Here is a 23,294-nt window from a genome sequence, read left to right as displayed (position 1 = left end):
GCTGATCAGATCGTAGGTTCTGGATTTAGTTCCACTGAATTACGCAACAAAGCCGGAAACTACCAATGTGCATTGGATTGGTTTAACGAAAAAAAATTCACCGAAGATCAAGTGAGATTGTTTGAATTAGATGTTACCAATACTGCGGAATGTGCGCTGAGCTTAAGCAAGTTGTTAGAAGAAGAAGGCACTGTGGATGTACTGGTCAACAACGCAGGTATTACTCGTGATAGCGTATTTAAAAAGATGGATGCTGAAGCATGGAAAGAGGTTATCGAAACGAACTTAAACAGTTTGTTCAACGTGACTCAACCTTTGTTCGCTCCTATGTGCGAAAAGGGTAATTGTCGAGTCATCAATATCTCTTCCGTCAATGGTCTTAAAGGTCAATTCGGACAAACTAACTACTCGGCAGCGAAAGCTGGAATGATTGGTTTCTCTAAAGCTTTGGCTGCGGAAGGCGCTCGTAGTGGCGTAACAGTGAACGTAATTGCCCCTGGCTACACAGCAACTCCTATGGTTGAGCAAATGAAGCCTGAAGTACTGGATTCAATCAAGAACCAAATCCCGATGAAACGCTTAGCAACACCTGTTGAAATTGCGGACGCAGTGGGCTTTTTAGCGAGTGAATCTGGCGCGTACATTACAGGCGAAACATTGTCTGTGAATGGCGGCTTGTACATGCACTAATTGGCGAAACTGAAGGGAATGGAATGATGGAAAAAGTATTTATTGTTGCAGCTAAGCGCACTCCTATTGGTGCATTCACCGGGTCACTAAAAAACGTATCTGCGGGTGATTTGGCTGGCGTTGCTATCAAAGGCGCACTTGAGTCTGTCGATCTTGCGTTGGATGCGATTGATGAAGTGATTGTCGGCAACGTGATTTCGGCAGGTCAAGGCATGGGGGTTGCTCGTCAGGCTTCCATCTATGCAGGGTTACCTGAGGAAACACCTGCATACGGCGTGAACATGATTTGCGGCAGCGGCATGAAATCAGTGATGGATGCAGCGGCGCACATCAAAGCACAAGATGCTGAAGTCGTTATTGCTGCTGGCGTTGAAGTCATGTCTCAAATTCCTTTTGTGGTACCAGCGAGCGTTCGTAACGGTCACAAAATGGGTGACATCTCAATGAAAGACTTACTGGTTGGTGATGGCTTAACCGATGCGTTTAATCACTACCACATGGGCATGACCGCTGAAAATATCGCGAATACGTTGAATATTTCTCGCCTTGCTCAAGATAACTATGCCCTAGAAAGCCAACAGAAAGCAGTCGCGGCGATTGAAGCGGGTAAGTTTAACGATCAAATTGTGCCTGTAGAAGTTAAGCAGCGTCGACAAACTGTCACTTTTGATACCGATGAGTACCCGAAGTCAGACGCAACCTTCCAAGGTCTACAAAAGCTTCGCCCAGCATTTGACCGTGAAGGGTCTGTCACTGCGGGTAACGCTTCGGGCATCAATGATGGCGCGAGTGCAATCATCTTAGCGTCTGAATCGGCGGTAGTGAAACATGGTCTAACACCTTTAGTGGAACTGACCAGTTACGCACAGTCAGGTCTGGACCCAAAGATTATGGGTTTAGGCCCAGTAGAAGCCGTTTCTAAAACGCTTGATAAGGCGAATCTAACTCTAGAAGAAGTAGATTTGTTTGAATTGAATGAAGCGTTTGCAGCACAAGCTCTTGGCGTAATGTACCAATTGTCAGAGCAGCATGACTTACCGCTTGATGAGTTCAAGCCAAAGGTCAATGTGAATGGTGGTGCAATCGCGCTTGGCCATCCTTTAGGTGCTTCAGGCAATCGAATTATTGTTTCACTCATCCATGAAATGCTTGAACAGAAAACGACTTATGGCGTTGCTTCACTCTGTGTGGGTGGAGGAATGGGAACCGCTGTTTTGCTAAAAGGTATTGAAGGTTAGAGCCTGATATATCGGTAGCAAGCTTAAATATCGGATCAGCTTTTCAAAGCATCGTGAGTTAATCGATGAGCGTTGGCTGAAACGATAGTGACACAAATTTATTAAACTATGTATTCATCAGGAGTTACTTATGTACACGGATATTTTCAAAACAATTACTGACCAAACTGAAAAGCAATTTGAACCGTACTTAAAGTTCAACAAGTTGGTTGCAAAGAACGTCCAAACGATGACTGAACTGCAAATGAATGCAATGCAGACTTACACGGACATGGGTCTTGCGCAAATGAAAGCAGTGACTGAAATCAAAGACGTGGCTAGCCTAACGGCGTTCAACAGCCAGCAACTAGCAGCGCTAACTCAACTGTCTCAACAGATGATGAGTGATAGCTCAAAAATGCAAGCTGCTGCAAAAGAGTTCAAAGAAGATGTTGAAACACTAACCACTGAAAACTTGAAAACAGTTACACCTGCATAAATTTAATCGCCGTCGAGTTAGCGCAGTGTTTACTGTGAGGCTCGGTGGCGATTTTCCGATTATTGGAGTCATGTTATGTTTCAACACTTCTTTTCGGACTACCTTGTTAAACTTCAACAAACGAACCAGCAATGGTGGGAAAGCTTTGAACAAAACAAGGAAGCCGCGCAATCTCCCCTAAACCAAGCGATGCAAGAATTGAACTTTGATGATGCATCAAAAATCTTCGAGCAAGCCGCTAACCAACCTGCCGTTCTACTTCAGTTACAATCTCAATGGTGGGAACAGCAACTTAAGATCTGGCAGAATGCCGCGCTGATGGGCAACACCGAGAGTGTTATCTCAGAAGACCGCAGCGACAAGCGCTTTATTGATGAAGCGTGGAAAAACGACCCGTTCTACAGCTTTATAAAACAATCCTATTTGTTATTCAGTAAAAGCTATATCGACACCATCAACTCGATCGAAGGTATTGACGAAAAAACCAAAGAGCGAGTGGCGTTCTTTTCTCGTCAGGCAATCAATGCACTTTCTCCAAGCAACTTTATTGCAACGAATCCAGAGTTGATGAAACTGACGCTTGAGCGAAATGGTGAAAACCTCCTCGATGGATTAGAGCAGTTACAAGCAGACGTTGAAGCAAGCGCCGATATACTCAAGATCCGCATGACCAACAACAACGCTTTCCGATTGGGTGTGGATGTTGCGAACACCGAAGGTGATGTTGTCTTTCAAAACGAGCTGTTTGAGCTGATTCAGTACCATCCAAAGACACCGCAGGTTAACGCGACGCCTTTGTTGATCGTTCCGCCGTTCATCAATAAGTACTACATTCTTGACCTTCGTGAGAAGAACTCGATGGTTCGCTGGTTACTTGAGCAAGGACATAGCGTATTCATGATGTCTTGGCGCAACCCTGGTGAAGCGCAGAAAGACACTGAGTTTGGTGATTATGTTACGGAAGGCGTGGTTAAAGCCGTTGCTGCGATTGAAGATATTACCGGTAAAGAGCAGATTAATGCAGCAGGTTACTGTATTGGCGGCACGGTGTTGGCTTCGACGGTGGCTTACTACGCTGCAAAACGCATGAAGAAACGTATTAAAACCGCGACGTTCTTTACCACCTTGTTGGATTTCTCGCAGCCGGGTGAGGTGGGCGCGTATATCAATGAGACAATCATCAACGCGATTGAGAAGCAGAACGATGGCAAGGGCTATATGGATGGTCGTTCGTTGAGTGTGACGTTCAGTTTGCTTCGTGAAAACAGTCTGTACTGGAACTACTACATTGATAACTACCTCAAAGGCAGCAGCCCGATGGAGTTTGATCTTCTGTACTGGAACAGTGACAGCACAAACGTGGCGGCTAAGTGTCATAACTTCTTGTTGCGAGAGCTTTATCTAGAAAACAAACTGGTTCAAGACAAAGGCGTGAAAGTGGGCGGTGTTTGGATTGATCTCAATAAGATAAAAATACCAAGCTACTTCATTTCAGCCAAAGAAGATCATATCGCTCTTTGGCAGGGGACTTACCGTGGTGCCTTGAATACCGGTGGCAACAAGACGTTCGTGCTGGGCGAGTCTGGTCATATTGCGGGTATTGTTAATCACCCAGACAAGAAGAAGTATGGATTCTGGCTTAACGATAACTTAGATGATTCTGCAGACGAGTGGTTATCGAATGCGACTCACAATGAAGGTTCATGGTGGACACACTGGAATCAGTGGCTCCAAGGTTTTGAAACTGAAGAAAAAATCGAACCTTTCAATCAAGGCTCAGAGCTTAATCCTGTGATTGGCAAGGCTCCAGGTAACTATGTAAAACAAATGCTGCCGATTGTCGATCAAGAGCAGGTTGATAAAGAGAGCGTAGAGAAAGAAGTGCCAGAAAACGAAGCTTAGGGCGTTAAGTCATATTCAATAATAAAGATACACAACGTCAGATAATAAAAAAGCCACTGAAATCAGTGGCTTTTTCGTATCAACTCATATCAGAATTATCTGGCAGAAGTTGATGTAATCTCGATTGTTAATCGATTTCTTTGTCTTTACCCATAGATAAAATCCAAAGAGATACGGCTGCAACACCTGCGAAGCCGCCAAGAATGATAACTGGCATAGCGCTGTAACCTAGGATGTGCCAAATTACGCTTTCTAAAGTACTCATTCAATCGCTCCTTATTGCCAGCCTTCAACGCCGTGCATGTCTGGTAGTTTGTGTGCAATACCTTTGTGACAGTCTACACACGTTTTTTCACCAGAAGCTAGCGCAGTCGAGTGTTGTTTCGCGCTACGAGGGCTCTGCTCTGAGAAGTCCATGTAATCGAACTGGTGACAGTTACGACACTCAAGTGAATCGTTCTTTTTCAATCGAGCCCATTCGCGTTCCGCTAGGTGAGCACGACGTGCTTTGAACTTTTCTTCAGTATTGATGGTTTTCGCAATAAAGTGTGCGTATAGCTCTTTAGATGCTTGAACCTTACGAACAATTTTATCTGTCCATTCATGAGGTACGTGACAGTCTGAACAGATAGCACGAACACCAGAACGGTTAGAGTAGTGAATTGTCTCTTGGATTTCAGCAACGATAGGTGCGTGACAGCCAGAACAGAACTCTTCCGTGTTAGTTGCCTCCATACCCGTGTTGAATGCACCCCAGAACAAAAGACCACCCGAGAAACCCAAGAACAAAACAACGCCTACGGCTGCTTTACTTGGTGTCGCGAGTCTTTTCCAAAACGCTTTAAGTAATTTTATCATATATAGCCTCTCTTACAGTCCGGCTACGATTAACGCAGTGAATCTACAGGTTTGAACTCGTTCTCAACTAGTGGCTTAGCATTAGCTTGAGGTACGTGACACTGTAGACAGAAGTAACGACGAGGTGATACGTCTGCAAGTACCGCATCTTCACGGTTCATGTAGTGAGTTACACTCACTTTAGTAGCACCCATTTCTTTTGCGTTTTTCCAGCTGTGGCAAGAAAGACACTTGTTAGCGTTAAGAGAAACTTCATAGCTACGAATAGTATGAGGCACTAGAGGTGGTTGGTATACGTAGTCACTCTCAAGTACTTGGTCACGAGGGAACTTTTTGAAGTCATCTGCTGCGCGAGTTGCTTCAAGTTCACTTGCACCACGTAGAGATTCTACGCCACCAATGCCGCCTGGGTTATCCAGTTCAGCTTGAGCTTGAACTGCACCAGCTAGCAAAAGACCAGCTGATAGTAGAGCAGTAATCAGTTTTTTCATGGTTAATTTCTCCGCCTAAAGGCTAATTCTTTGAGAGGACTACTTTTTTCAAAAGCGTGAAAAAAGTAGCCGCAATATTAGATACTTAAGATCGTCTCTCTAAGCCTAGGGCTTAAGCGACTTTAGTGATCTTAACTGGACACTTCTTGTAGTCCGTCTGTTTAGACAGAGGATCCGTTGCATCCAAGATCAACTTGTTGATCAGAATTCTTGCATCAAAGAATGGTACGAATACCAAGCCTTGTGGTGGACGGTTACGGCCGCGAGTTTCAACACGCACACGAACTTCACCACGTTTGTTTTCGATAAGAACTTCATCACCACGGCGAAGACCACGAGCTTTAGCGTCAGCAGGGTGGATGTAACAAAGTGCATCCGGTACTGCTTTGTAAAGCTCTGGTACACGACGAGTCATAGTACCTGTATGCCAGTGCTCAAGAACACGGCCTGTACATAGCCACATATCGTATTCTTCGTTTGGTACTTCTGGTGGAGCTTCATATGGAGCATTGATGATCAGCGCTTTACCATCTGGTTTTCCGTAGAAGTCCCAGCCAGAGCCTTTCTTAGCGTACGGATCTGAACCTTCTTTAAAGCGCCATAGTGTTTCTTTACCGTCAACAACTGGCCAACGTAGGCCGCGTACTTTGTGATAAGTATCGTATGGTGCTAAATCGTGACCGTGGTCGCGACCAAATGCAGCGTACTCTTCGAATAGACCTTTTTGAACGTAGAAACCTTGTGCTTGTGCATCGTCGTTAAGCTCTTGAGCTTCAGACAGAGGGAACGCATCAACATTGCCGTTTTTGTAAAGCACGTCGTACATGGTTTTGCCACGGTACTCAGGCATTTTCGCAACCAGTTCTTCCCCCCAAACTTCTTCAATAGTGAAGCGCTTAGAGAACTCCATGATTTGCCATAGGTCAGACTTAGCTTCACCTACCGTTTTCACTTGTTGGTACCAAGCTTGTGTACGACGCTCAGCGTTACCGTAAGCACCTTCTTTCTCAATCCACATTGCGGTAGGAAGGATAAGGTCAGCAGCTTGAGCTGTTGCTGTTGGGTACGGGTCTGAACAAACAATGAAGTTGTCTGGGTTACGGTAACCAGGTAGACGCTCAGTGTTGATGTTTGGACCAGCTTGCATGTTGTTGTTACACATTACCCAGTAAGCGTTGATCGTACCGTCTTTCAATGCTCGGTCTTGAGCAACAGCGTGTTTACCAGGTTTTGCTGGGATAGTGCCTTCTGGAAGTTTCCAGATGTCTTCTGCAATCTTACGGTGTTTAGGGTTAGCAACCACCATATCTGCAGGTAGACGGTGAGAGAACGTACCTACTTCACGAGCTGTACCACACGCAGATGGCTGGCCAGTTAGTGAGAATGGGCTGTTACCTGGAGTAGAAATCTTACCTGTTAGAAGGTGGATGTTGTACACAAGGCTGTTCATCCATACACCACGAGTATGTTGGTTCATACCCATTGTCCATAGAGACATCACTTTGATGTTTGGATCCGCGTATTGCTTAGCAAGCTTGATCAGGTTCTCTTCAGATACGCCTGACATTTCAGATGCTTTTTCTACTGTGTACTCAGCAACCGATGCTTTGTAATCTTCGAAAGAGATTGCAGTCATTGCGCCTGAGTTAGGGTTTGCTGCTGCTTTCTGTAGAGGATCATCATCACGAAGACCGTAACCGATGTCTGTTGTTGCTTGCTTGAAGTTCGTGTGTTTGTTCACGAAGTCCCAGTTAACTGCATCGTTTTGGATGATGTAGTTTGCGATGAAGTTTGCAATCGCAAGGTCAGACTGAGGGTTGAAGATGTAACCAGTGTCTGCAAGCTCAAAAGAACGGTGGTAGTAAGTAGACAGTACGTTTACTTGAACGTGTGGGTGGCTTAGACGACGGTCTGTAATACGAGTCCATAGTACTGGGTGCATTTCTGCCATGTTTGAACCCCACAGTACAAATGCGTCTGCGTGTTCAAAGTCATCGTAACAACCCATTGGCTCATCGATACCGAAGGTACGCATGAATGCACCTACCGCAGAAGCCATACAGTGACGAGCGTTTGGATCGATGTTGTTTGAACGGAAACCCGCTTTCATCATCTTAACGGCTGCGTAGCCTTCCATTACTGTCCACTGACCAGAACCGAACATACCAACACCTGTTGGGCCGTTCTTCTTAAGAGATGCTTTCCATTTCTCAGCCATCACGTCGAACGCTTTGTCCCAAGATACTGGTGCGAAATCACCATCTTTATGGAACTCGCCATCTTTCATACGAAGAAGAGGCTGTTCTAAACGGTCTTTGCCGTACATGATTTTTGAAAGGAAGTAGCCTTTGATACAGTTAAGGCCTTTGTTTACCGGTGCTTCTGGGTCGCCTTGAGTCGCAACCACTTTGCCGTTTTGAGTACCTACTAGTACCGAACAGCCCGTACCACAAAAACGACAAGGCGCTTTATCCCACGTGATTTTTGTTTGATCAGAGCTAGCAATCAGGTTGGTTGCTGTTGCCGGTAGTGTCACACCTGCAACGGCTGCCGCTGATGCAGCTGCGTTTGCTTTCACAAACGCACGTCTTGTCATTTTCATACTTCACCCTCAAGTTGAGAATTGTTGCTTCCAGTTTCTAAATCCGTTTCTTCTAGTCCAGTTTCGATTTGGTGATAAACCAAAGCTGTCCCTAAAACGTTCTTAATGTTGTTTATTGCTTCGATGGTGTCCGTTACAAAACCTTGGTTTTCGGTTTCTAGGACCACGATGATTTTGCCTTCAGGGCTATCTCCGTAGATCTCAGCGTTATCGAATTGCTCGATCTCTGCTTTGATGTCATTGAGATGCTCTGGGCTCACATGCACGACTAAACTTGATATATGCACTTCATTTAGTGCCATAAATTGCTCTCGTTATTTTTATTTATGCATTACTCACAAGAATAGCTGAAGTAGGGCAAACTGCTACGCAGGCTCCACAACCGTTACACTCATTTAACTCGATTTTTGGTAGAGCAACACTGCCTGCTCTAAGTTGAAATTGAATGGCCATGGGTTCACACATGTCACCACAGCTTCGGCATTCAACATTTTGTTGCGCTAAACACTTATCAGAGATACTTGCTTTTGCTTGCCAAGGCTCTCCTTGCTTTGGCGTAAAAATGGGTTCAGGACAAACGTCTGCGCATTGATAGCAGAACGTACATTCGTCAATTGAGAAATCGACAGTAGGAAACCCACCATCGCCTACAATGATTATCTCAGTCTCACAACTCTCGATGCATTTACCGCAACGAGTGCAGTCATCTGCAAAGCTTTCTAGGTTTTTAATCCAAGGCAAACGAATCTGGCTTGAATCAACTTTTCGTCTAGAAAATAGACGGCGTTTTGATAGATCTACCACTAGATTCCCATAGATGTTGCTAAGATGTTGTAATTGTAGGTCATTATTCCATTAATATCTTGTAATTTGTCCTCACAAGTAGTGTAGTTTTAGAAACAATTGTATAAATACCCCCTTAGGGCTAATTGGGGGCATATATTGTCTCAGATCAATAAATTACGAAGCGAGTGATCACATATTGAATGGAGCTATGATTTTTGATGTGTGACAATACGATCTTGCTGGCAAGTCATTTATCAATAGGAAGGCTCTTTTGCTTATAAAACCGGTTTCATCTGTAACGAGTACGATAGCTAAGTCACTGCTATCTATACTGCTGTTGTCGGTTACTACGACTGGCTTTGCTATCTTTACATTGGCTTCAAGTCTGAATGATGCAGAAGCGGTGAATGTCGCAGGTTCAATGCGAATGCAGAGTTACCGTCTAGCCCATGATATTCAAATAGAATCAGTTGATTATGATTCTCATATCCGTGAATTCGAAAGCTCTCTTTACTCACCGTCGATGACCAATTTGGTAAGTTGGGAAGTTCCGACAGACATCACAGAAGACTACTATCTAATCATTGGCCGTTGGCATGAGCTGAAACGTGTATTGAACAGTGAAGATCGCAAACACTATCTCGTGTTAGTTGAAAACTTCGTGACTGAAATCGATGGCTTCGTTTTTAAGCTGCAAGAGTTCTCTGAAGATAAGCTGATAAAACTGGCGTGGGCTGGTGGTATTGGTTTAGGCGGAATTCTGGTCATATCTCTTTTTGTTGTTCACTTTGTACGTAAACAAGTTGTTAAACCGCTACATGCCTTAGTTGGAGCCAGCCAGCGAATTAAGAACAGTGATTTTGAAGTAGAACTCAAAGTGACCAGTAGCAACGAAATGGGCATTTTGACTAAAACCTTTAACTCGATGGCGAAAGATCTCGGCGTGCTTTATCGCAATCTTGAAGATGTAGTAGATGCTAAGACGGTAGAACTACAAAATGCTAACCAGTCACTGCAGGCACTTTATCACTCGTCACAAGAGCTCACGGTGACACGTATCGCCCCAGAAAACTTCCGAGCTATTCTGCAGCACCTAGTCAGTCTAGAAGGAATAGAGTCGTTAAGGCTTGAGATAGCTGATAACTCGGGTCGTTCATTGATTATGGATGAAGGCTACGATTCGAATTTAGATTACGAAAAGTTCGAGATGAAGCTAGATGATAACGAACTCATTCTCGGTTACTTGTACTGTTCGTATCACCATGGGCATTCTACCAAGGCGTTGATCGAGAGCTTTATTCAACTGTTATCTCGAGCTATTTATTATAATCGTGCCCAAAAGAAAGCCGAACAGCTTATTATTATGGAAGAACGAGCGACGATCGCACGTGAGTTGCACGATTCACTGGCTCAATCACTATCCTACTTGAAAATCCAAGTTACATTATTAAAGCGTGTGATTGGTAAGTTACCAGAGCAGCAACACAGAGAGCAGTCAGAACAAATAGCGTCGGAAATCGGTAACGGTTTAGCAGACGCCTATACTCAGTTAAGAGAGCTACTCACCACATTCAGGTTGACCATAAAAGAGGGCAACTTCGGAGATGCTTTGAGCACCATGCTTGAAGAGCTCAGCGAAAGAACAGATGCAAAGATTAACCTAACCAATAATCTTTCATCCATAGAGCTTGATGCACACAGTCAGGTTCACTTGCTTCAGTTGATTCGTGAGGCAACAATAAATGCAATAAAACACGCCAATGCCGACTTGATAGATGTATGCTGTATCGATGAGGACGGTGAAGTATTAGTCGTGATTAAAGATAATGGAGATGGCTTTGACTCAAGTAGTTCCAAGACGAACCACTACGGGATGAGCATTATGCAGGAGCGTGCGGCAAGACTGAATGGCGACTTAACGATTGAAGCAGCTCAAGGTGAAGGCTGTACAGTCATATTGAAATATAAAAGTTTGAAGGAAGTTAAAGTTGACGATTTGTAAAGTAATGCTGGTTGATGATCATCCATTGATGCGTAGAGGTATAAGTCAATTACTGAGCTTTGAAGATGAATTCGAAGTGATTGCAGAAGCAAGTAACGGTACTGAAGCAGTCGCTCTTGCCCATGAAGAAGAACCTGATTTGATCTTATTGGATCTTAATATGAAAGGTATGTCTGGACTTGATACGCTGAAAGCACTTCGTACTGACGGTTCAAGCGCAAACATTGTAATCCTGACTGTCTCTGATAGCCCTGCAGACATTGAAGCGATTGTAAAAGCGGGTGCTGATGGTTACTTGTTGAAAGACACAGAACCCGATGAGTTAATCGAACTGCTTAAGCAAGCACACAGTGGTGACAAGGCATACAGCAGTGTGGTTGCTCGTTACTTAAATGACGCAGGTAGCCGTAATGATATCTTCGACCAACTGACTGAACGCGAAATGCAAATCCTTCAAGAAGTTGCGAAAGGTTACCGCAACAAACAGATCGCTGATCACCTGTTTATTTCTGAATCGACAGTTAAGGTACATATGAAAAGCTTGCTGAAAAAGCTGCAAGTGCCTTCACGTACTGCTGCCACGGTTCTGTATCTAGAACGCTATGGTGAAATGAAGTAGGGCTTGTTCCTTTGAAATAAAACTATTTCAAGCCTGACTGCTTATACGTGTCTCGATAGTCTTAACGATGTTGAGACAGTGATATTAAAAAGGCGCTGAACTTATTAAGTTCAGCGCCTTTTGTTTAAGCATTTTATATCGATATTGGTGTTACTAAGTAGCTGTGCTTACTAACGTTGGCTTACGCTGCCATAGGAACCAATACAAGCGTACCGAAGATAACCGTAATAAGACCACAGATTACAGGTACAGACGTACGTTTTACTACTTCAAATGGGCTGATTTTGCCCATACCAGATGTCGCTACAATTACACCAGATACTGGCGAAATGGTACGGCCTAGGTTCGATGCTTGAAGCATTGGGATGATTAGGAACGCTGGGTTCAAGCCCATTTTCGCAGCCAGTGATGGAGCCAATTCTACGAATGCATAGAATGGCGCGTTACCAGAACCTGTCGCGATAGCTGCAGCCACCGTTAGACCCGTCAGGATAAGCATCAATGCGATACCGCCTGCGCCTGCAGATTCAGCAAGACCGATTAGGTTATCAATCGCACCAATAGACATTAGACCTTGAGCAAATACGCCTGCCGCAACCAACAGCATTACCACGCCTTTGAACGCGTCAGCCATACCTTGGTAGCAAGAGTCTAAATCTTCTAATGTTTTCTCGCCGTCGAACTTCTTAACAACGTAATCGATGACCGCGCCCACGAAGATAGAACCTACCACAATGGTGTAGATATCAAGTGAAAGCCCTGGAATCGTACGACCGTTGAATAGGAAAACGCCGATGATAGGTAGGAATGGAAGTGCAGCGTAGAAAGCTGGTGCCGTTGTTTCGATTTCAGAAACGTCAACTTTTTCCATTGGTGTGTTTTCTTTCTTATCTAGGTATTTGTTCCAGAAGAAAGCCGCACCCGCCATCACGATGATCGCACAGATAGAAACAGGCAGTACCGTTTGAACAGCAAACACATCAAGAGACATGCCTGACTTTTCTGCCGCGATTACCACATCACCAGAGGTTGGTGAAAGAATGATGGCTGCAGGTGATGCACAAACCGCAACTGCCGCTGGGCGAGAAATACCCATTGCCGTCATCATTGGGAATAGGGTTGCCATCAATAGTACACCGAGACCCGTTGCAGAACTTACTGCTAGAGACATTAGACACGCTACGATGTAAGCCGCAACAAGAAGTACGTAGGGAGATTTGATCGCAGCAAGTGGTTTAGAGAACTGTTTCACTACCACATTGTTAGCACCAATGTGCGTCATGTAAGAAGCAAAACCACAAAGAAGCATGATTTGCATGCCTAGGCCGCCCCCGCGGTACTGAAGCATGTATTTAACAAATTCTAGTGAGTCGGTAACCATGTTACCTGTTGAAGCGACTTTAGCTGGTAAGACTGTGTGACCAATAAGGCCGGTGATAAGAAGTAGGGCAAGGCCAGCAGTTAGTAATACACCCGCCGCTTTATAGCCTTTTACAATAAAGTAACCAACAGCAATAGTAATCACTAATCCGATCAAGAGCTCTAACATAGAAATCTCCACAAAGTTTAAAAAATATAAGAAAGTGTTTCAGAATATGACAATGAATGTACAGAAAACTGCACTGTGGCACGAGGCATAGTTGAGGTTGATATGATCTAAGACAAACATTTTTTTCGATGTTAATTGTGGTTGTAAATCGTGATTAACTACTGTTGTTTAGATGTTAATAAACAAATTTTGCGGCTCGTTAGAATATAACTTGGATCACCTTTGGTTGTTCTAGTTGCATATGGAGGTTTCGTTTATAAATCGTGAGTGTTTTTTTTACTTTGGAAGGAAACGTGTAACGAAGTGGGTATTTATCGGGGTAAAGAGGTGAGAATCTTAGCTTTGAAGCCTACTTATGTTTAAAGATTACTTATGTTTAACGCCTACTTACTTCCCATAAGTAAGCGCTAAAACACAAGTTATAATAAGGCGATTCTTCAGCTTCTTCGTTTAACTCAGAACCTTCATTTAATACGACTTCGTCCTCGAGTACCACTTCTTCAACTTCTTCTGCGAATAGGGGCATAGAGAAAGCGATTAGAACTAAAGGTAGCTTTGGTAGGAATCGTGTGTATGAAATTATATTTGCTAATGGGTGCGATGTTCGTGAGATAGTGTGTTTCGACATAATGGTTTTGTATATAAAGTGATTTAACACGACGAACTAAGTGTTAGTCTGATGAGTAGACAGTGATCGAATCGAACCGTTGGCATTGTCGGCGCAGGTTCCATCGCAATCGACTCCCAATTCATTTTTGGGGTCGGAATGGTATGCACGGATTGGATTAAGTGGAGGTGCTAATTGAATAAGCTCACTTCACTTACAGCGTCCTCAAGTTGTTTGGTATTCATCTACATTCCTGTCGACTGTTGTTCTTGTAATTTGGCGCTTAGTTTATGGTCAAAGCGCCAGAACAGTATTTAAATGAATGTGAATGATCTTTCGTGAGGTTACTTGATATTGGTTTAGGAATATTTGGGTAGGAAAGTTGGTTTTATGATTGAGTTAACAGCATAGAAACACAGAGAACAAGGCGCTCTCTGTGTTGGTCATTTTGCTATTATCGAAACTCGCTGATGAGCATTATCTCTGGCGTCTTGCGACCAAAGTGAATCGGTAATCGTTAGACGTGAAGTAGTTGCGGCTGTATTCAAATACAGTGTTATTGGCGAGGTAACCGCGAGTACGTTTTTCAATGATAGGCTGAGCTGGGTCAATACCTAACTGTTTAGCAACGTCTTCAGGCGGAAGAATCGGTACCAATTCCTGCTCACTTCGATCAATCACCATGCCTTTGGTGTTCTCAATAAAGTCGTATTTTGATGTCTGCATCACTTGATAGGTGAGATCTGGGAATAGAGCAACAGGTAACCAAGTTTCTTCAACCGTGATTGGATTGTTGTCTATGAAACGAACACGTTTTACGTAGAAAACCAATTCGCCTTCTTTGATATCTAAATGTTCAGACATCGCCAAAGAACACGGCTTCATTTCGAAGGCCAGAACTTCACTGTGTGTAACCACATCCAAATGCGCCCACTTTTCTTGAAAGCTCGACTGTTTGTAGATGTCGTAATTGATCTTGTTCTCTTTTACGTAAGTGCCGCTGCCTTGAACGCTTTCAAGCTCATCGTTTTCGATCAGTAGTTTCAGTGCTTGCCTAACCGTTACGCGGCTTACCGAGAATACTTCACGCAATTGCGCTTCCGTTGGGAGTGCTTCTCCAACTTTATATTCTCCAGAACTGATCTTTTCTCTTATTGCATCGGCGATTTGGCGATACATAGGGAGTCTTGCCATTTTTGCCTCATTTGTGCGCTAGGACAACTAGACTTTGATTAACAACCTGTACCTTAAATACGTAAATTTGCTCTATATAAGCTTTGCTTTAAAGGTTAGTGTGAGCATCGTATTGGCGTTTTGTAGTACATATAATACAAATTAAACGATACATAACAAGCATTCTTAAAGGATTTACCAATACAGTTTAAATACAAATTAAATACAAATATGTATTGATGAGATCGTGATCACGGATTAAATGTCTTGAAGTTGTATTATTCATCTCGTCGACAGGGACGACTGTCGTACTAATCCGTGACTATGGGACAAAGGTTATGAAACTTACTACTCTAACGAATAAGTCGCTCGTAAATCTGCAAACTACGTTTAGCAGTCGAGAAGAAGCGATTTACGCACTTGCTGACCAACTGAATCAGCAAGGCAAACTGCACAACAAACAAGAGTATCTTGATGCAGTATTTGCTCGTGAAGAGCAAGGCCCGACAGCGCTTGGCGAAGGCCTAGCAGTACCGCACGGCAAGACTGACGCGGTTAAAGAAGCTGGTTTCGCTGTTGCAACATTGAAAGAAGACATGAAATGGAAAGGCCTAGATGAAGACGAAGATGTGAATCTTATCTTCCTAATTGCCATTCCAAATGCAGAAGCTGGTTCTACCCACATGCACCTGCTGACCGAACTGACAACCACATTGGTTGATGACGATGTTCGTGAAGCAGTATTAAAAGCAACAACCGCTGATGAAATCTTCGCGCTTCTTGATGGCGATAATCAGCAAGAAGAAAAACAAGACAACTTAGATACAAATGCGTCGACAATTGTATGTGTTACTGCTTGCCCTGCAGGCATTGCTCACACCTATATGGCTGCAGAATACCTTGAAAAAGCGGGCAAAAAGCTTGGCTACAAGGTTCATGTTGAAAAGCAGGGCGCAAATGGCATTGAAGATCGTTTGACGGCTGAGCAATTAAACAATGCTGTGGCGTGTGTTTTTGCTGCTGAAGTCGCGATTAAAGAAGTGGATCGTTTTAACGGAATCCCTCGTGTTGAAACGCCAGTTGCAGAACCGATTAAACACGGTGAACGCATTCTAAATGAAGCGATTGAAGAGTCGAAAAAAGGTAACGGTGCAGAGCGTACAGTGGCTACCGACAACAAGCCTAAAAAGTTGCCACTGAAAACTGAGCTTAAACAAGCGCTGCTTTCTGGTATTTCTTACGCAGTTCCTCTTATCGTTGCTGGTGGTACTGTTCTTGCGGTTGCTGTTCTTATTGCGCAAATTTTTGACCTGCAAGAGCTTTACGCAACAAAAGATTCTTGGCTGTGGATGTATCGTAAATTAGGTGGCGGCCTACTGGGTACATTGATGGTGCCAGTACTGGCAGCTTACACTGCTTACTCATTAGCCGACAAACCGGCACTTGGTCCTGGTTTTGCTGCGGGTATTGCTGCAAACATCATTGGTTCAGGTTTCCTAGGCGGTGTTGTTGGTGGTTTGATTGCGGGTTACGTGATGCGCTGGGTGAAAGAGCATGTTCGCTTAGGCCCTGCATTTAACGGCTTCCTTACTTTCTACCTTTACCCGGTGATTGGTACTTTGGTAGCGGGTAGCTTGATGCTGTTTGTTATCGGTAAACCTGTAGCGTTCTTAAACCAAGGTTTAACGGACTGGTTGAACGGTATGTCAGGCACCAATGCGTTGTTATTGGGTGCAATTTTAGGTCTGTTTGTATCATTCGACCTAGGTGGTCCGGTAAACAAAGCTGCTTACGCATTCTGTTTAGGTGCAATGGCAAACGGTGTTTATGGTCCTTACGCAATCTTTGGCTCAGTAAAAATGGTATCGGCGTTCACGGTAACGGCTTCAACCATGATTGCTCCACGCCTATTCAAAGACTTTGAGATTGAAACCGGTAAATCTACATGGCTACTTGGTCTTGCGGGTATTACTGAAGGTGCAATCCCAATGGCGATTGAAGATCCAATCCGTGTAATCGGCTCATTCTTACTAGGCTCTGTAGTCACAGGTGCAATGGTGGGTGCGGCAGGTATTGGTCTATCCACTCCGGGCGCAGGTATCTTCTCTATTTTCTTGTTACACGATTCTGGTTTAGGCGCATTCTCTGCTGCTGCAATCTGGTTCGGTGCTGCGATTGTCGGCACAGTGATTTCAACCATTACTCTTCTGATGTGGCGTGGTCACGCGGTAAAAAAGGGTAAATTTGAAGCAAGTACTGCAACACAGAACTAACTGAATTTTGAGCTAGCTTCTAGCTCGCAATTAAAACACCGTATAAAAAATAACGAACAACTTGGCTGTCCTAAATACCTGTGCTCCTAACGGTTTTATTCACACAGATTCTGGGCGTGGTTTTCTGCACCCTAAATTTAGTGGCAGCCAATTTTAACCCCTTGAAAAACTTTAATTTAGTCGTATTTGGGTTCGAACTTTAGTTTTACTCGAAGCGACACATTTAGGTAAATGATTATGACTACATCACGCGTACACATTACTCCTCACATGCACTGGGATCGTGAATGGTATTTCACAACAGAAGAGTCTCGTATTCTTCTTGTGAACAACATGGAAGAAATCATGAACCGTCTGGAGAGCGATCCAGAATACAAATATTACGTTCTAGATGGTCAAACCGCCGTTCTAGAAGATTACTTTGCAATCAAACCAGAAAACACAGAGCGCGTAAAAGCATTGGTTGAAGCGGGCAAGTTAATTATTGGCCCTTGGTATTCTCAAACCGACACAATGCAAGTTTCTGGTGAGTCAATTGTACGTAACATGATGTATGGCATTCGTGACTGCATGAAGTTTGGCGATGCAATGAAGATTGGTTACCTACCAGATTCATTCAGCATGAGCTCACAGCTGCCAATGATCTACAACGGCTTCGACATCACGCGTGCAATGTTCTGGCGTGGTTGTTCAGAGCGTCATAGCACCAACAAAACAGAATTCTTATGGCAGTCTAATGACGGCAGTGAAGTGGTGGCACAAGTGCTTCCGCTGGGTTACGCGATTGGTAAATACCTTCCACAAGACGAAGAAGGCTTGCGTGCTCGTTTAGATAAGTACTTCCCAGTGCTAGAAAAGCCATCGGTGACTAAAGATATCTTGCTACCGAACGGCCACGACCAAATGCCGATTCAAAAAGACATCTTTGAGGTAATGGACAAGCTTCGCGAAATCTACCCAGATCGTGAATTCTCAATGAGCCGTTACGAAGAAGTGTTCGAGAAAGTAGAAGCGGCGCGCGACCAACTCGACACAATCAAAGGCGAGTTCAACGACGGTAAATACATGCGTGTTCACCGTACGATCTCTTCTACGCGTATGGACATCAAACTGATCCACGCAGAAATCGAAAACAAGATTGTAAACATCTTAGAACCGCTAGCGTCTATCGCTTGGACATTAGGTTTTGAATACCACCACGGTTTGATTGAGAAAATGTGGAAAGAGAGCATGAAGAACCACGCTCATGACTCTATTGGTTGCTGTTGTTCAGACAAGGTACACGCTGAAATCTTAAACCGTTACATCCTTGCTGACGACATGGCGACCAACCTGATTCACTTCTACAAGCGTAAGATTGTTGACCACATGCCAGATCGCGAAGGTTGCGACAAACTGGCGATGTTCAACCTTTCTCCATACGAGCGTGAAGAAGTGGTTAACACCACTATCACTATCCGTGCTCAAGAGTTCTCTATCTTTGATGAAAACGAAAACCTAGTTGAGTACTTCATCCAAGACAAGCGCCAAATTGACCCGGGTAAAGTAGACCGTCAAATCGTTCACTACGGTAACTACGACCCGTTCATGGAGTTTGATATTCAAATCAAACGCATTGTGCCAGCGATGGGCTTCACCACGTTACACATCCAAGGTAACGAGAAGGGTGCAGTAAAAGTTGCAGAACAAAAAGACTACTTACTAGAGAACGAGTACTACCGAATCAATGTAAACGACAACGGTACTCTGACTATTTTCGATAAAGAGACAGAGCAAGTATTCGACCAAGTACTTCGTTTGGAAGACGGTTCTGATGACGGTGATGAGTACGATTACTCTCCATCTCGTCAAGAATGGTTACTGTATTCAGACGAGTTCCCAGTCGAAACATCGATTGACCACCAAGGCTTCCAATCGGTAGCGAACATCGCTTTCCGAATGAACGTACCTGCAAACCTTGCAGAGCGTGAAGAACGCACGGGTCAAAACGGATTCGTTGAAGCGCAATGCCAAGTGGTATTGAAGCAAGGTTCTCGCCGCATTGAAGTACGTATGGAACTAGACAACCAAGCCGACGACCACCGTGTACGTGTCTTAGTACCAACGCCATTCGTTTCTGAAACTGTGGTTGCAGACAACCAGTTCGGTTGTATTACTCGACCAACCAATGACCCTGCTATGGCGGTTTGGGAAGAAGAGAAGTGGAAAGAAGCACCGGTTCCGGTTTACCAACTGATGAACTTCGCTGCATTAGAAAACGGCAAAGCGGGCATGGCGATTATGTCGAATGGTCTACGTGAATTTGAGGTGATTGCATCTCAAGGTGACGAAAACCGAGATACCTTCGCACTGACACTGTTCCGTGGTATCGGCGTGTTGGGTAAAGAAGAGCTATTGCTTCGCCCAGGCCGTCCATCAGGCATCAAGATTCCGACACCAGATTCGCAAGTGCGCGGTAAGTTAGTGTGTGAATTCACGTTGTGCGGTTTCTCTGGTAACCATATTGACGCGAACATCATGGCGCAAGCACGTGACAATGTCACTCAAATCGAATGCTACAACAAGATCCCTTACAACGCGATGAAGCTCAACGTGGGTGAGCAGAACCTACCTATGAGTTTTAGCCTTCTGTCTAAGCAACAATCAGGCGCGGTGTTGAGTGTGCTGAAGAAAGCGGAAGACGAAGATGCACTGATCATGCGTGTCTACAACCCGGCAGAATCGGGTTCAGTATCGGATTCAATCTCTTTTACTCAAGCGGTTTCAAGCTGGAAAGAGACAAGCATGGACGAGCGCGTACGCGAAGGTGATGTAGCATCTGAAGAGTTCGGCCAGATAGCACCTTGCCAAGCAAAAACATTCCAAATCAAATTCTAATTTCGATAACCCGCTCACCTTGGTGGGCGGGAATGGTGAACGACAATGAAAATTGTAATTGCCCCTGATTCATTTAAAGAATCACTCGACGCTCATCAAGTTGCGTCTTGCATTGAGCGTGGATTTGCCGATGTTTTCCCTTACGCAGAGTTTGTGAAAATGCCACTCGCCGATGGCGGAGAAGGCACGGTAGACGTGTTGCTAGAGGCGCTCAATGGTAAGAAGCAACGGCTGCACACGACGGATCCAATCGGGCGTGAATGTACGGCTTATTGGGCTTCGTTGGAACAGACTGTTGATGGCGCCAACGTAAAAACTGCCTTGGTGGAATTTGCTCAAGCATCGGGTTTAGACCTATTAACCGTAGAAGAAAGAGCACCGTTAACCGCATCTTCGTTTGGTACTGGGCTATTGATCAAAGATGCACTAGATCAAGGTGTTGAACAAATCATTATTGGTTTGGGCGGCAGCGCAACCAATGATGCAGGTGCTGGCATCTTACAAGCGTTGGGAGGCAAGTTATTAGACAAGCAAGGCAACGAGCTATCTGGTGGCGGCGCCGAATTAAGCCGGTTAGCAAGCATCGATCTTGAAGGACTGCACCCTAGATGCAAAGAAGTGACGTTCGTGGTCGCGTGTGATGTGAATAATCCATTATGTGGCGAAAGCGGAGCCAGTACTGTGTTTGGTCCGCAAAAAGGCGCATCAAAAGCTCAAGTTGAACAACTTGATACTGCGATCGGGCACTTTGCCGATATCGCTCAAGCACATACGGGTACTAATCATCGCGACACAGCTGGATTTGGTGCTGCTGGTGGTACACCTCTGGGGTTAAGTCTTGCATTCAATATCCAAATTAAAGCGGGTATTGAGATGGTATTAGATGCCTTGGATGCAGATAAGGTTCTTGAAGGTGCTTCACTGGTCGTGACCGGAGAGGGGCAGATGGACAACCAAACCCTGCAAGGTAAAACACCTTTCGGCATCGCTCAGCGAGCTCAAAAGTTGAGTATTCCAACGATTGGAATTGCGGGCTCTTTGGGGCAAGACGTTGAAAAACTTTACGGCTCAATGTCTAGCTTATTTGGAACCGTACGTTCACCTCAGTCTTTAGACCAAGTTTTATCAGAAGCGAATCAAAACCTGACTCGCACTGCCCGTAATATCGCCGCCACGCTCAAGCTTGGTAGCCAGATTTTTAATGAGAAGTAATTATGTCTCTATTTAAACTCGACAACGTTATTCAAAACTACGCATGGGGAAGCAAAGACTCCATTAACCAATTGTTTGGTATTGTGAACCCAAACCAGGAACCTCAAGCAGAAATTTGGATGGGTGCTCATCCAAATGGTTGTTCCAAGGTAGGCGATACCGGTGAATCGCTTTCTCACATGATTGATGAAAACAAAATCGATGTCTTAGGCGGATACACGGCGGCTCGTTTCGGTGAATTGCCTTTCTTGTTTAAGGTGTTGGCCGCTGAAACACCGTTATCGATTCAGGTTCACCCGAACAAGCGAAAATCAGAATTAGGTTTTGAGCGTGAGAATGCACTTGGTATCCCTTTGAATGCGTCTAATCGCAACTACAAAGATCCAAACCATAAACCTGAGTTGGTTTATGCGTTGACCTTCTACAAAGCGATGAATGGCTTTCGTCCAATCGACGACATTATTGCCTTGTTCGAAGAAGCGGATATTCCTTCGTTAGCGATTGAGCTTAATGTACTAAAAGCCAATGCCGACAGTGATTCTCTGAAGTCTTTCTTTAGCGCCATTATGTCTCTTGAAGGTGAACGTAAAGAAGCTGCACTTGATGAGCTTTATGCTGCACATGCGCGATCAGCCAAAACGGTCATGGGGCGTGAAGCTCTGCAATACAGCATCGAATTCAAACAGCATTATCCAGGTGATATTGGCTTATTTGCGCCATTAATGCTTAACACGGTTGAACTGGCGCCGGGTGAAGCGATGTTCCTATTCGCAGAAACACCTCACGCTTATGTTCAAGGTACGGGTTTAGAGATCATGGCAAACTCTGACAATGTGCTTCGTGCCGGTCTTACACCCAAATACATAGACGTTCCTGAGCTTATCGACAACACGATCTTTGAGCCGATTAAGCCAGAAGATATTCGCCTTAAGCCTGTATTGAAAGAGGGCAAGATGAGCTATCCGATTCCAGTTGATGACTTTGGCTTTGATATCTTGTCTGCGACTGATGAGAGCAAGTCACAGTATCTACGTAGCGCGGAGATCTTGTTCTGTGTGGAAGGAGAGGCGACCGTCACCTCAGAAGGTCGGACAGTTTCTCTTAAGCCCGGAGAATCGGTCTTTGTAAGCAGTAATTCAAGTGTTTACCAATATCAAGGGAATGGCATTTTGGCTCGTGCTTTTAACTAGTGCCCCCGTGCTAGCGATCAGCAAAAGAAATGTCAGAGTGCCACTGTAAAGAGGCACTCAATATTGGATTGATGGTTGTTACCTATCTGTCTTTGACAGTCATGATTATTGACCATACCCGCTACTCTGGCGGGTTTTTTCATTATTAGAATGAGCAGATATAAGCTTGTAGAAACGAAAAACCCTGCGATCAGAGCAGGGTTTTCTATTGAATCAGTACAGAGTGACTGGTTAGGCAATGTGCGTCATTTTATTAAGCACAAAGGTTTCGATACAATCTTCAGTCGCAGCCATGTACTCGGCGATGTGTTGGCTCGCTAAGTGTTTCTCTAGATGAGCTTCAGAATCCCAGTTCTCATGAAAAACGAAGTGAGCAGGGTTACTGTTATCTTGATGGAGGTCGTAGTTGATACAGCCTTCTTCGGAGCGGGTTTTATCGATCAATTTAATCATCTCTGATTTAACTAGCTCAGTTTTATCTTCTTTAGAGACGATCGTTGCAATAATGGTTAGCTTAGTCATTGTGAATTCCTAGGGCAATAAATCTCTGGGTCCGGGTAATATAAGTATCTATAAACCAAAGAAAAAGATACGATCTATCCAATGACTATGGCTGTTTGTGTCCATAATTCTCTTTGTAATCGCGAGATTTTTAATGAATTACGCTCATAAGAAAGCCCGACACTAAGCCGTAATGCCGATCGTTTAAGAAGACTTGAACGATCTTGCAGTTAGCAGATAATCCCC

General features: G+C 44.3%; 20 protein-coding genes. 10 read left to right on the top strand and 10 right to left on the bottom strand.

Annotation, left to right across the window (positions count from 1 at the left end; translation table 11 throughout):
* The first annotated feature begins 9 nt into the window (after positions 1 to 9).
* From ACED45_RS21335 to phaC, 4 genes are all read left to right on the top strand, one after another.
* Positions 10 to 690, top strand: coding sequence for an SDR family oxidoreductase (locus tag ACED45_RS21335; RefSeq protein ID WP_371714948.1), 681 nt, complete (start codon positions 10 to 12; stop codon positions 688 to 690).
* A 26-nt stretch (positions 691 to 716) separates the two neighbouring features.
* A complete protein-coding gene (locus ACED45_RS21330) occupies positions 717 to 1,928 on the top strand; it encodes an acetyl-CoA C-acetyltransferase (RefSeq protein WP_371714947.1) in 1,212 nt (403 codons plus the stop codon).
* A 130-nt stretch (positions 1,929 to 2,058) separates the two neighbouring features.
* Positions 2,059 to 2,406 carry a phasin family protein gene (locus ACED45_RS21325; protein WP_055318901.1) on the top strand — a complete coding sequence of 116 codons (348 nt, stop codon included), beginning with the start codon at positions 2,059 to 2,061 and terminating at the stop codon, positions 2,404 to 2,406.
* Positions 2,407 to 2,481: 75 nt separating this feature from the next.
* Complete coding sequence (gene phaC / locus ACED45_RS21320; RefSeq protein WP_371714946.1) at positions 2,482 to 4,308, top strand: class I poly(R)-hydroxyalkanoic acid synthase; 1,827 nt, start codon at positions 2,482 to 2,484, stop codon at positions 4,306 to 4,308.
* A 127-nt stretch (positions 4,309 to 4,435) separates the two neighbouring features.
* Here the strand turns inward: phaC and ACED45_RS21315 are convergent, their stop codons facing one another.
* The 6 genes from ACED45_RS21315 to napF all read right to left on the bottom strand — a co-directional run bounded on the left by ACED45_RS21315 (position 4,436) and on the right by napF (position 9,063).
* Positions 4,436 to 4,573: a TIGR02808 family protein gene (locus ACED45_RS21315; protein ID WP_010430103.1), complete on the bottom strand. Its 138-nt coding sequence runs from the start codon at positions 4,571 to 4,573 to the stop codon at positions 4,436 to 4,438.
* 11 nt (positions 4,574 to 4,584) lie between these two features.
* The gene (locus ACED45_RS21310) at positions 4,585 to 5,166 is read right to left on the bottom strand and encodes a NapC/NirT family cytochrome c (RefSeq protein ID WP_009845456.1); all 582 of its coding nucleotides are present in this window, start codon (positions 5,164 to 5,166) and stop codon (positions 4,585 to 4,587) included.
* Between the two features lie 29 nt (positions 5,167 to 5,195).
* A complete protein-coding gene (locus ACED45_RS21305) occupies positions 5,196 to 5,657 on the bottom strand; it encodes a nitrate reductase cytochrome c-type subunit (RefSeq protein ID WP_004731324.1) in 462 nt (153 codons plus the stop codon).
* A 112-nt stretch (positions 5,658 to 5,769) separates the two neighbouring features.
* Positions 5,770 to 8,259, bottom strand: coding sequence for a periplasmic nitrate reductase subunit alpha (napA, locus tag ACED45_RS21300; RefSeq protein WP_048660077.1), 2,490 nt, complete (start codon positions 8,257 to 8,259; stop codon positions 5,770 to 5,772).
* Entirely contained in the window at positions 8,256 to 8,561 is a 306-nt protein-coding gene (locus ACED45_RS21295; RefSeq protein WP_371714945.1) for a chaperone NapD, read from the bottom strand. Before ACED45_RS21295 ends, napA begins: the two co-directional genes overlap by 4 nt.
* Before the next feature lie 22 nt (positions 8,562 to 8,583).
* Complete coding sequence (gene napF / locus ACED45_RS21290; RefSeq protein WP_371714944.1) at positions 8,584 to 9,063, bottom strand: ferredoxin-type protein NapF; 480 nt, start codon at positions 9,061 to 9,063, stop codon at positions 8,584 to 8,586.
* A 253-nt stretch (positions 9,064 to 9,316) separates the two neighbouring features.
* On the opposite strand from napF, the gene narQ reads away from it, so the two are divergent.
* Positions 9,317 to 11,047 carry a nitrate/nitrite two-component system sensor histidine kinase NarQ gene (narQ, locus tag ACED45_RS21285; protein WP_146490720.1) on the top strand — a complete coding sequence of 577 codons (1,731 nt, stop codon included), beginning with the start codon at positions 9,317 to 9,319 and terminating at the stop codon, positions 11,045 to 11,047.
* On the top strand, positions 11,034 to 11,666 hold the full coding sequence (locus ACED45_RS21280; RefSeq protein WP_008219279.1) for a response regulator: 633 nt from the start codon (positions 11,034 to 11,036) through the stop codon (positions 11,664 to 11,666). Before narQ ends, ACED45_RS21280 begins: the two co-directional genes overlap by 14 nt.
* 181 nt (positions 11,667 to 11,847) lie before the next feature.
* Here the strand turns inward: ACED45_RS21280 and dcuC are convergent, their stop codons facing one another.
* The 3 genes from dcuC to ACED45_RS21265 all read right to left on the bottom strand — a co-directional run bounded on the left by dcuC (position 11,848) and on the right by ACED45_RS21265 (position 15,016).
* The gene (gene dcuC / locus ACED45_RS21275) at positions 11,848 to 13,215 is read right to left on the bottom strand and encodes an anaerobic C4-dicarboxylate transporter DcuC (protein ID WP_009845449.1); all 1,368 of its coding nucleotides are present in this window, start codon (positions 13,213 to 13,215) and stop codon (positions 11,848 to 11,850) included.
* Between the two features lie 376 nt (positions 13,216 to 13,591).
* Positions 13,592 to 13,843: a hypothetical protein gene (locus ACED45_RS21270; RefSeq protein WP_371714943.1), complete on the bottom strand. Its 252-nt coding sequence runs from the start codon at positions 13,841 to 13,843 to the stop codon at positions 13,592 to 13,594.
* Positions 13,844 to 14,299: 456 nt separating this feature from the next.
* On the bottom strand, positions 14,300 to 15,016 hold the full coding sequence (locus ACED45_RS21265; RefSeq protein ID WP_009845448.1) for a GntR family transcriptional regulator: 717 nt from the start codon (positions 15,014 to 15,016) through the stop codon (positions 14,300 to 14,302).
* A 317-nt stretch (positions 15,017 to 15,333) separates the two neighbouring features.
* On the opposite strand from ACED45_RS21265, the gene mngA reads away from it, so the two are divergent.
* The 4 genes from mngA to manA all read left to right on the top strand — a co-directional run bounded on the left by mngA (position 15,334) and on the right by manA (position 22,547).
* Positions 15,334 to 17,268: a PTS 2-O-a-mannosyl-D-glycerate transporter subunit IIABC gene (gene mngA / locus ACED45_RS21260; protein ID WP_371714942.1), complete on the top strand. Its 1,935-nt coding sequence runs from the start codon at positions 15,334 to 15,336 to the stop codon at positions 17,266 to 17,268.
* A 237-nt stretch (positions 17,269 to 17,505) separates the two neighbouring features.
* Positions 17,506 to 20,145: a mannosylglycerate hydrolase gene (gene mngB / locus ACED45_RS21255; RefSeq protein WP_371714941.1), complete on the top strand. Its 2,640-nt coding sequence runs from the start codon at positions 17,506 to 17,508 to the stop codon at positions 20,143 to 20,145.
* A gap of 45 nt (positions 20,146 to 20,190) precedes the next feature.
* Positions 20,191 to 21,357, top strand: coding sequence for a glycerate kinase (locus tag ACED45_RS21250; protein ID WP_102320779.1), 1,167 nt, complete (start codon positions 20,191 to 20,193; stop codon positions 21,355 to 21,357).
* Between the two features lie 2 nt (positions 21,358 to 21,359).
* Positions 21,360 to 22,547 (top strand): mannose-6-phosphate isomerase, class I, encoded by a 1,188-nt coding sequence (manA, locus tag ACED45_RS21245; RefSeq protein ID WP_371714940.1) that lies wholly within the window; start codon positions 21,360 to 21,362, stop codon positions 22,545 to 22,547.
* Between the two features lie 231 nt (positions 22,548 to 22,778).
* Here the strand turns inward: manA and ACED45_RS21240 are convergent, their stop codons facing one another.
* Positions 22,779 to 23,069, bottom strand: coding sequence for a putative quinol monooxygenase (locus ACED45_RS21240; protein WP_371714939.1), 291 nt, complete (start codon positions 23,067 to 23,069; stop codon positions 22,779 to 22,781).
* Between the last annotated feature and the right edge of the window lie 225 nt (positions 23,070 to 23,294).

The sequence above is a fragment of the Vibrio crassostreae genome (assembly GCF_041439375.1).
GTDB lineage: Bacteria > Pseudomonadota > Gammaproteobacteria > Enterobacterales > Vibrionaceae > Vibrio > Vibrio crassostreae_D.
Note: the sequence above shows the minus strand (reverse complement) of the source record. Positions and strands in the feature narration are given on the sequence as shown.

Excerpts from the sequence above, each read along its gene's own strand:
- ACED45_RS21330 (WP_371714947.1), top strand. The coding sequence starts at position 717 with ATGGAAAAAGTATTTATTGTTGCAGCTAAGCGCACTCCTATTGGTGCA.
- ACED45_RS21325 (WP_055318901.1), top strand. The coding sequence starts at position 2,059 with ATGTACACGGATATTTTCAAAACAATTACTGACCAAACTGAAAAGCAA.
- phaC (WP_371714946.1), top strand. The coding sequence starts at position 2,482 with ATGTTTCAACACTTCTTTTCGGACTACCTTGTTAAACTTCAACAAACG.
- ACED45_RS21315 (WP_010430103.1), bottom strand. The coding sequence starts at position 4,573 with ATGAGTACTTTAGAAAGCGTAATTTGGCACATCCTAGGTTACAGCGCT.
- ACED45_RS21310 (WP_009845456.1), bottom strand. The coding sequence starts at position 5,166 with ATGATAAAATTACTTAAAGCGTTTTGGAAAAGACTCGCGACACCAAGT.
- ACED45_RS21305 (WP_004731324.1), bottom strand. The coding sequence starts at position 5,657 with ATGAAAAAACTGATTACTGCTCTACTATCAGCTGGTCTTTTGCTAGCT.
- napA (WP_048660077.1), bottom strand. The coding sequence starts at position 8,259 with ATGAAAATGACAAGACGTGCGTTTGTGAAAGCAAACGCAGCTGCATCA.
- ACED45_RS21295 (WP_371714945.1), bottom strand. The coding sequence starts at position 8,561 with ATGGCACTAAATGAAGTGCATATATCAAGTTTAGTCGTGCATGTGAGC.
- dcuC (WP_009845449.1), bottom strand. The coding sequence starts at position 13,215 with ATGTTAGAGCTCTTGATCGGATTAGTGATTACTATTGCTGTTGGTTAC.
- ACED45_RS21270 (WP_371714943.1), bottom strand. The coding sequence starts at position 13,843 with ATGTCGAAACACACTATCTCACGAACATCGCACCCATTAGCAAATATA.
- ACED45_RS21265 (WP_009845448.1), bottom strand. The coding sequence starts at position 15,016 with ATGGCAAGACTCCCTATGTATCGCCAAATCGCCGATGCAATAAGAGAA.
- mngA (WP_371714942.1), top strand. The coding sequence starts at position 15,334 with ATGAAACTTACTACTCTAACGAATAAGTCGCTCGTAAATCTGCAAACT.
- mngB (WP_371714941.1), top strand. The coding sequence starts at position 17,506 with ATGACTACATCACGCGTACACATTACTCCTCACATGCACTGGGATCGT.
- ACED45_RS21250 (WP_102320779.1), top strand. The coding sequence starts at position 20,191 with ATGAAAATTGTAATTGCCCCTGATTCATTTAAAGAATCACTCGACGCT.
- manA (WP_371714940.1), top strand. The coding sequence starts at position 21,360 with ATGTCTCTATTTAAACTCGACAACGTTATTCAAAACTACGCATGGGGA.
- ACED45_RS21240 (WP_371714939.1), bottom strand. The coding sequence starts at position 23,069 with ATGACTAAGCTAACCATTATTGCAACGATCGTCTCTAAAGAAGATAAA.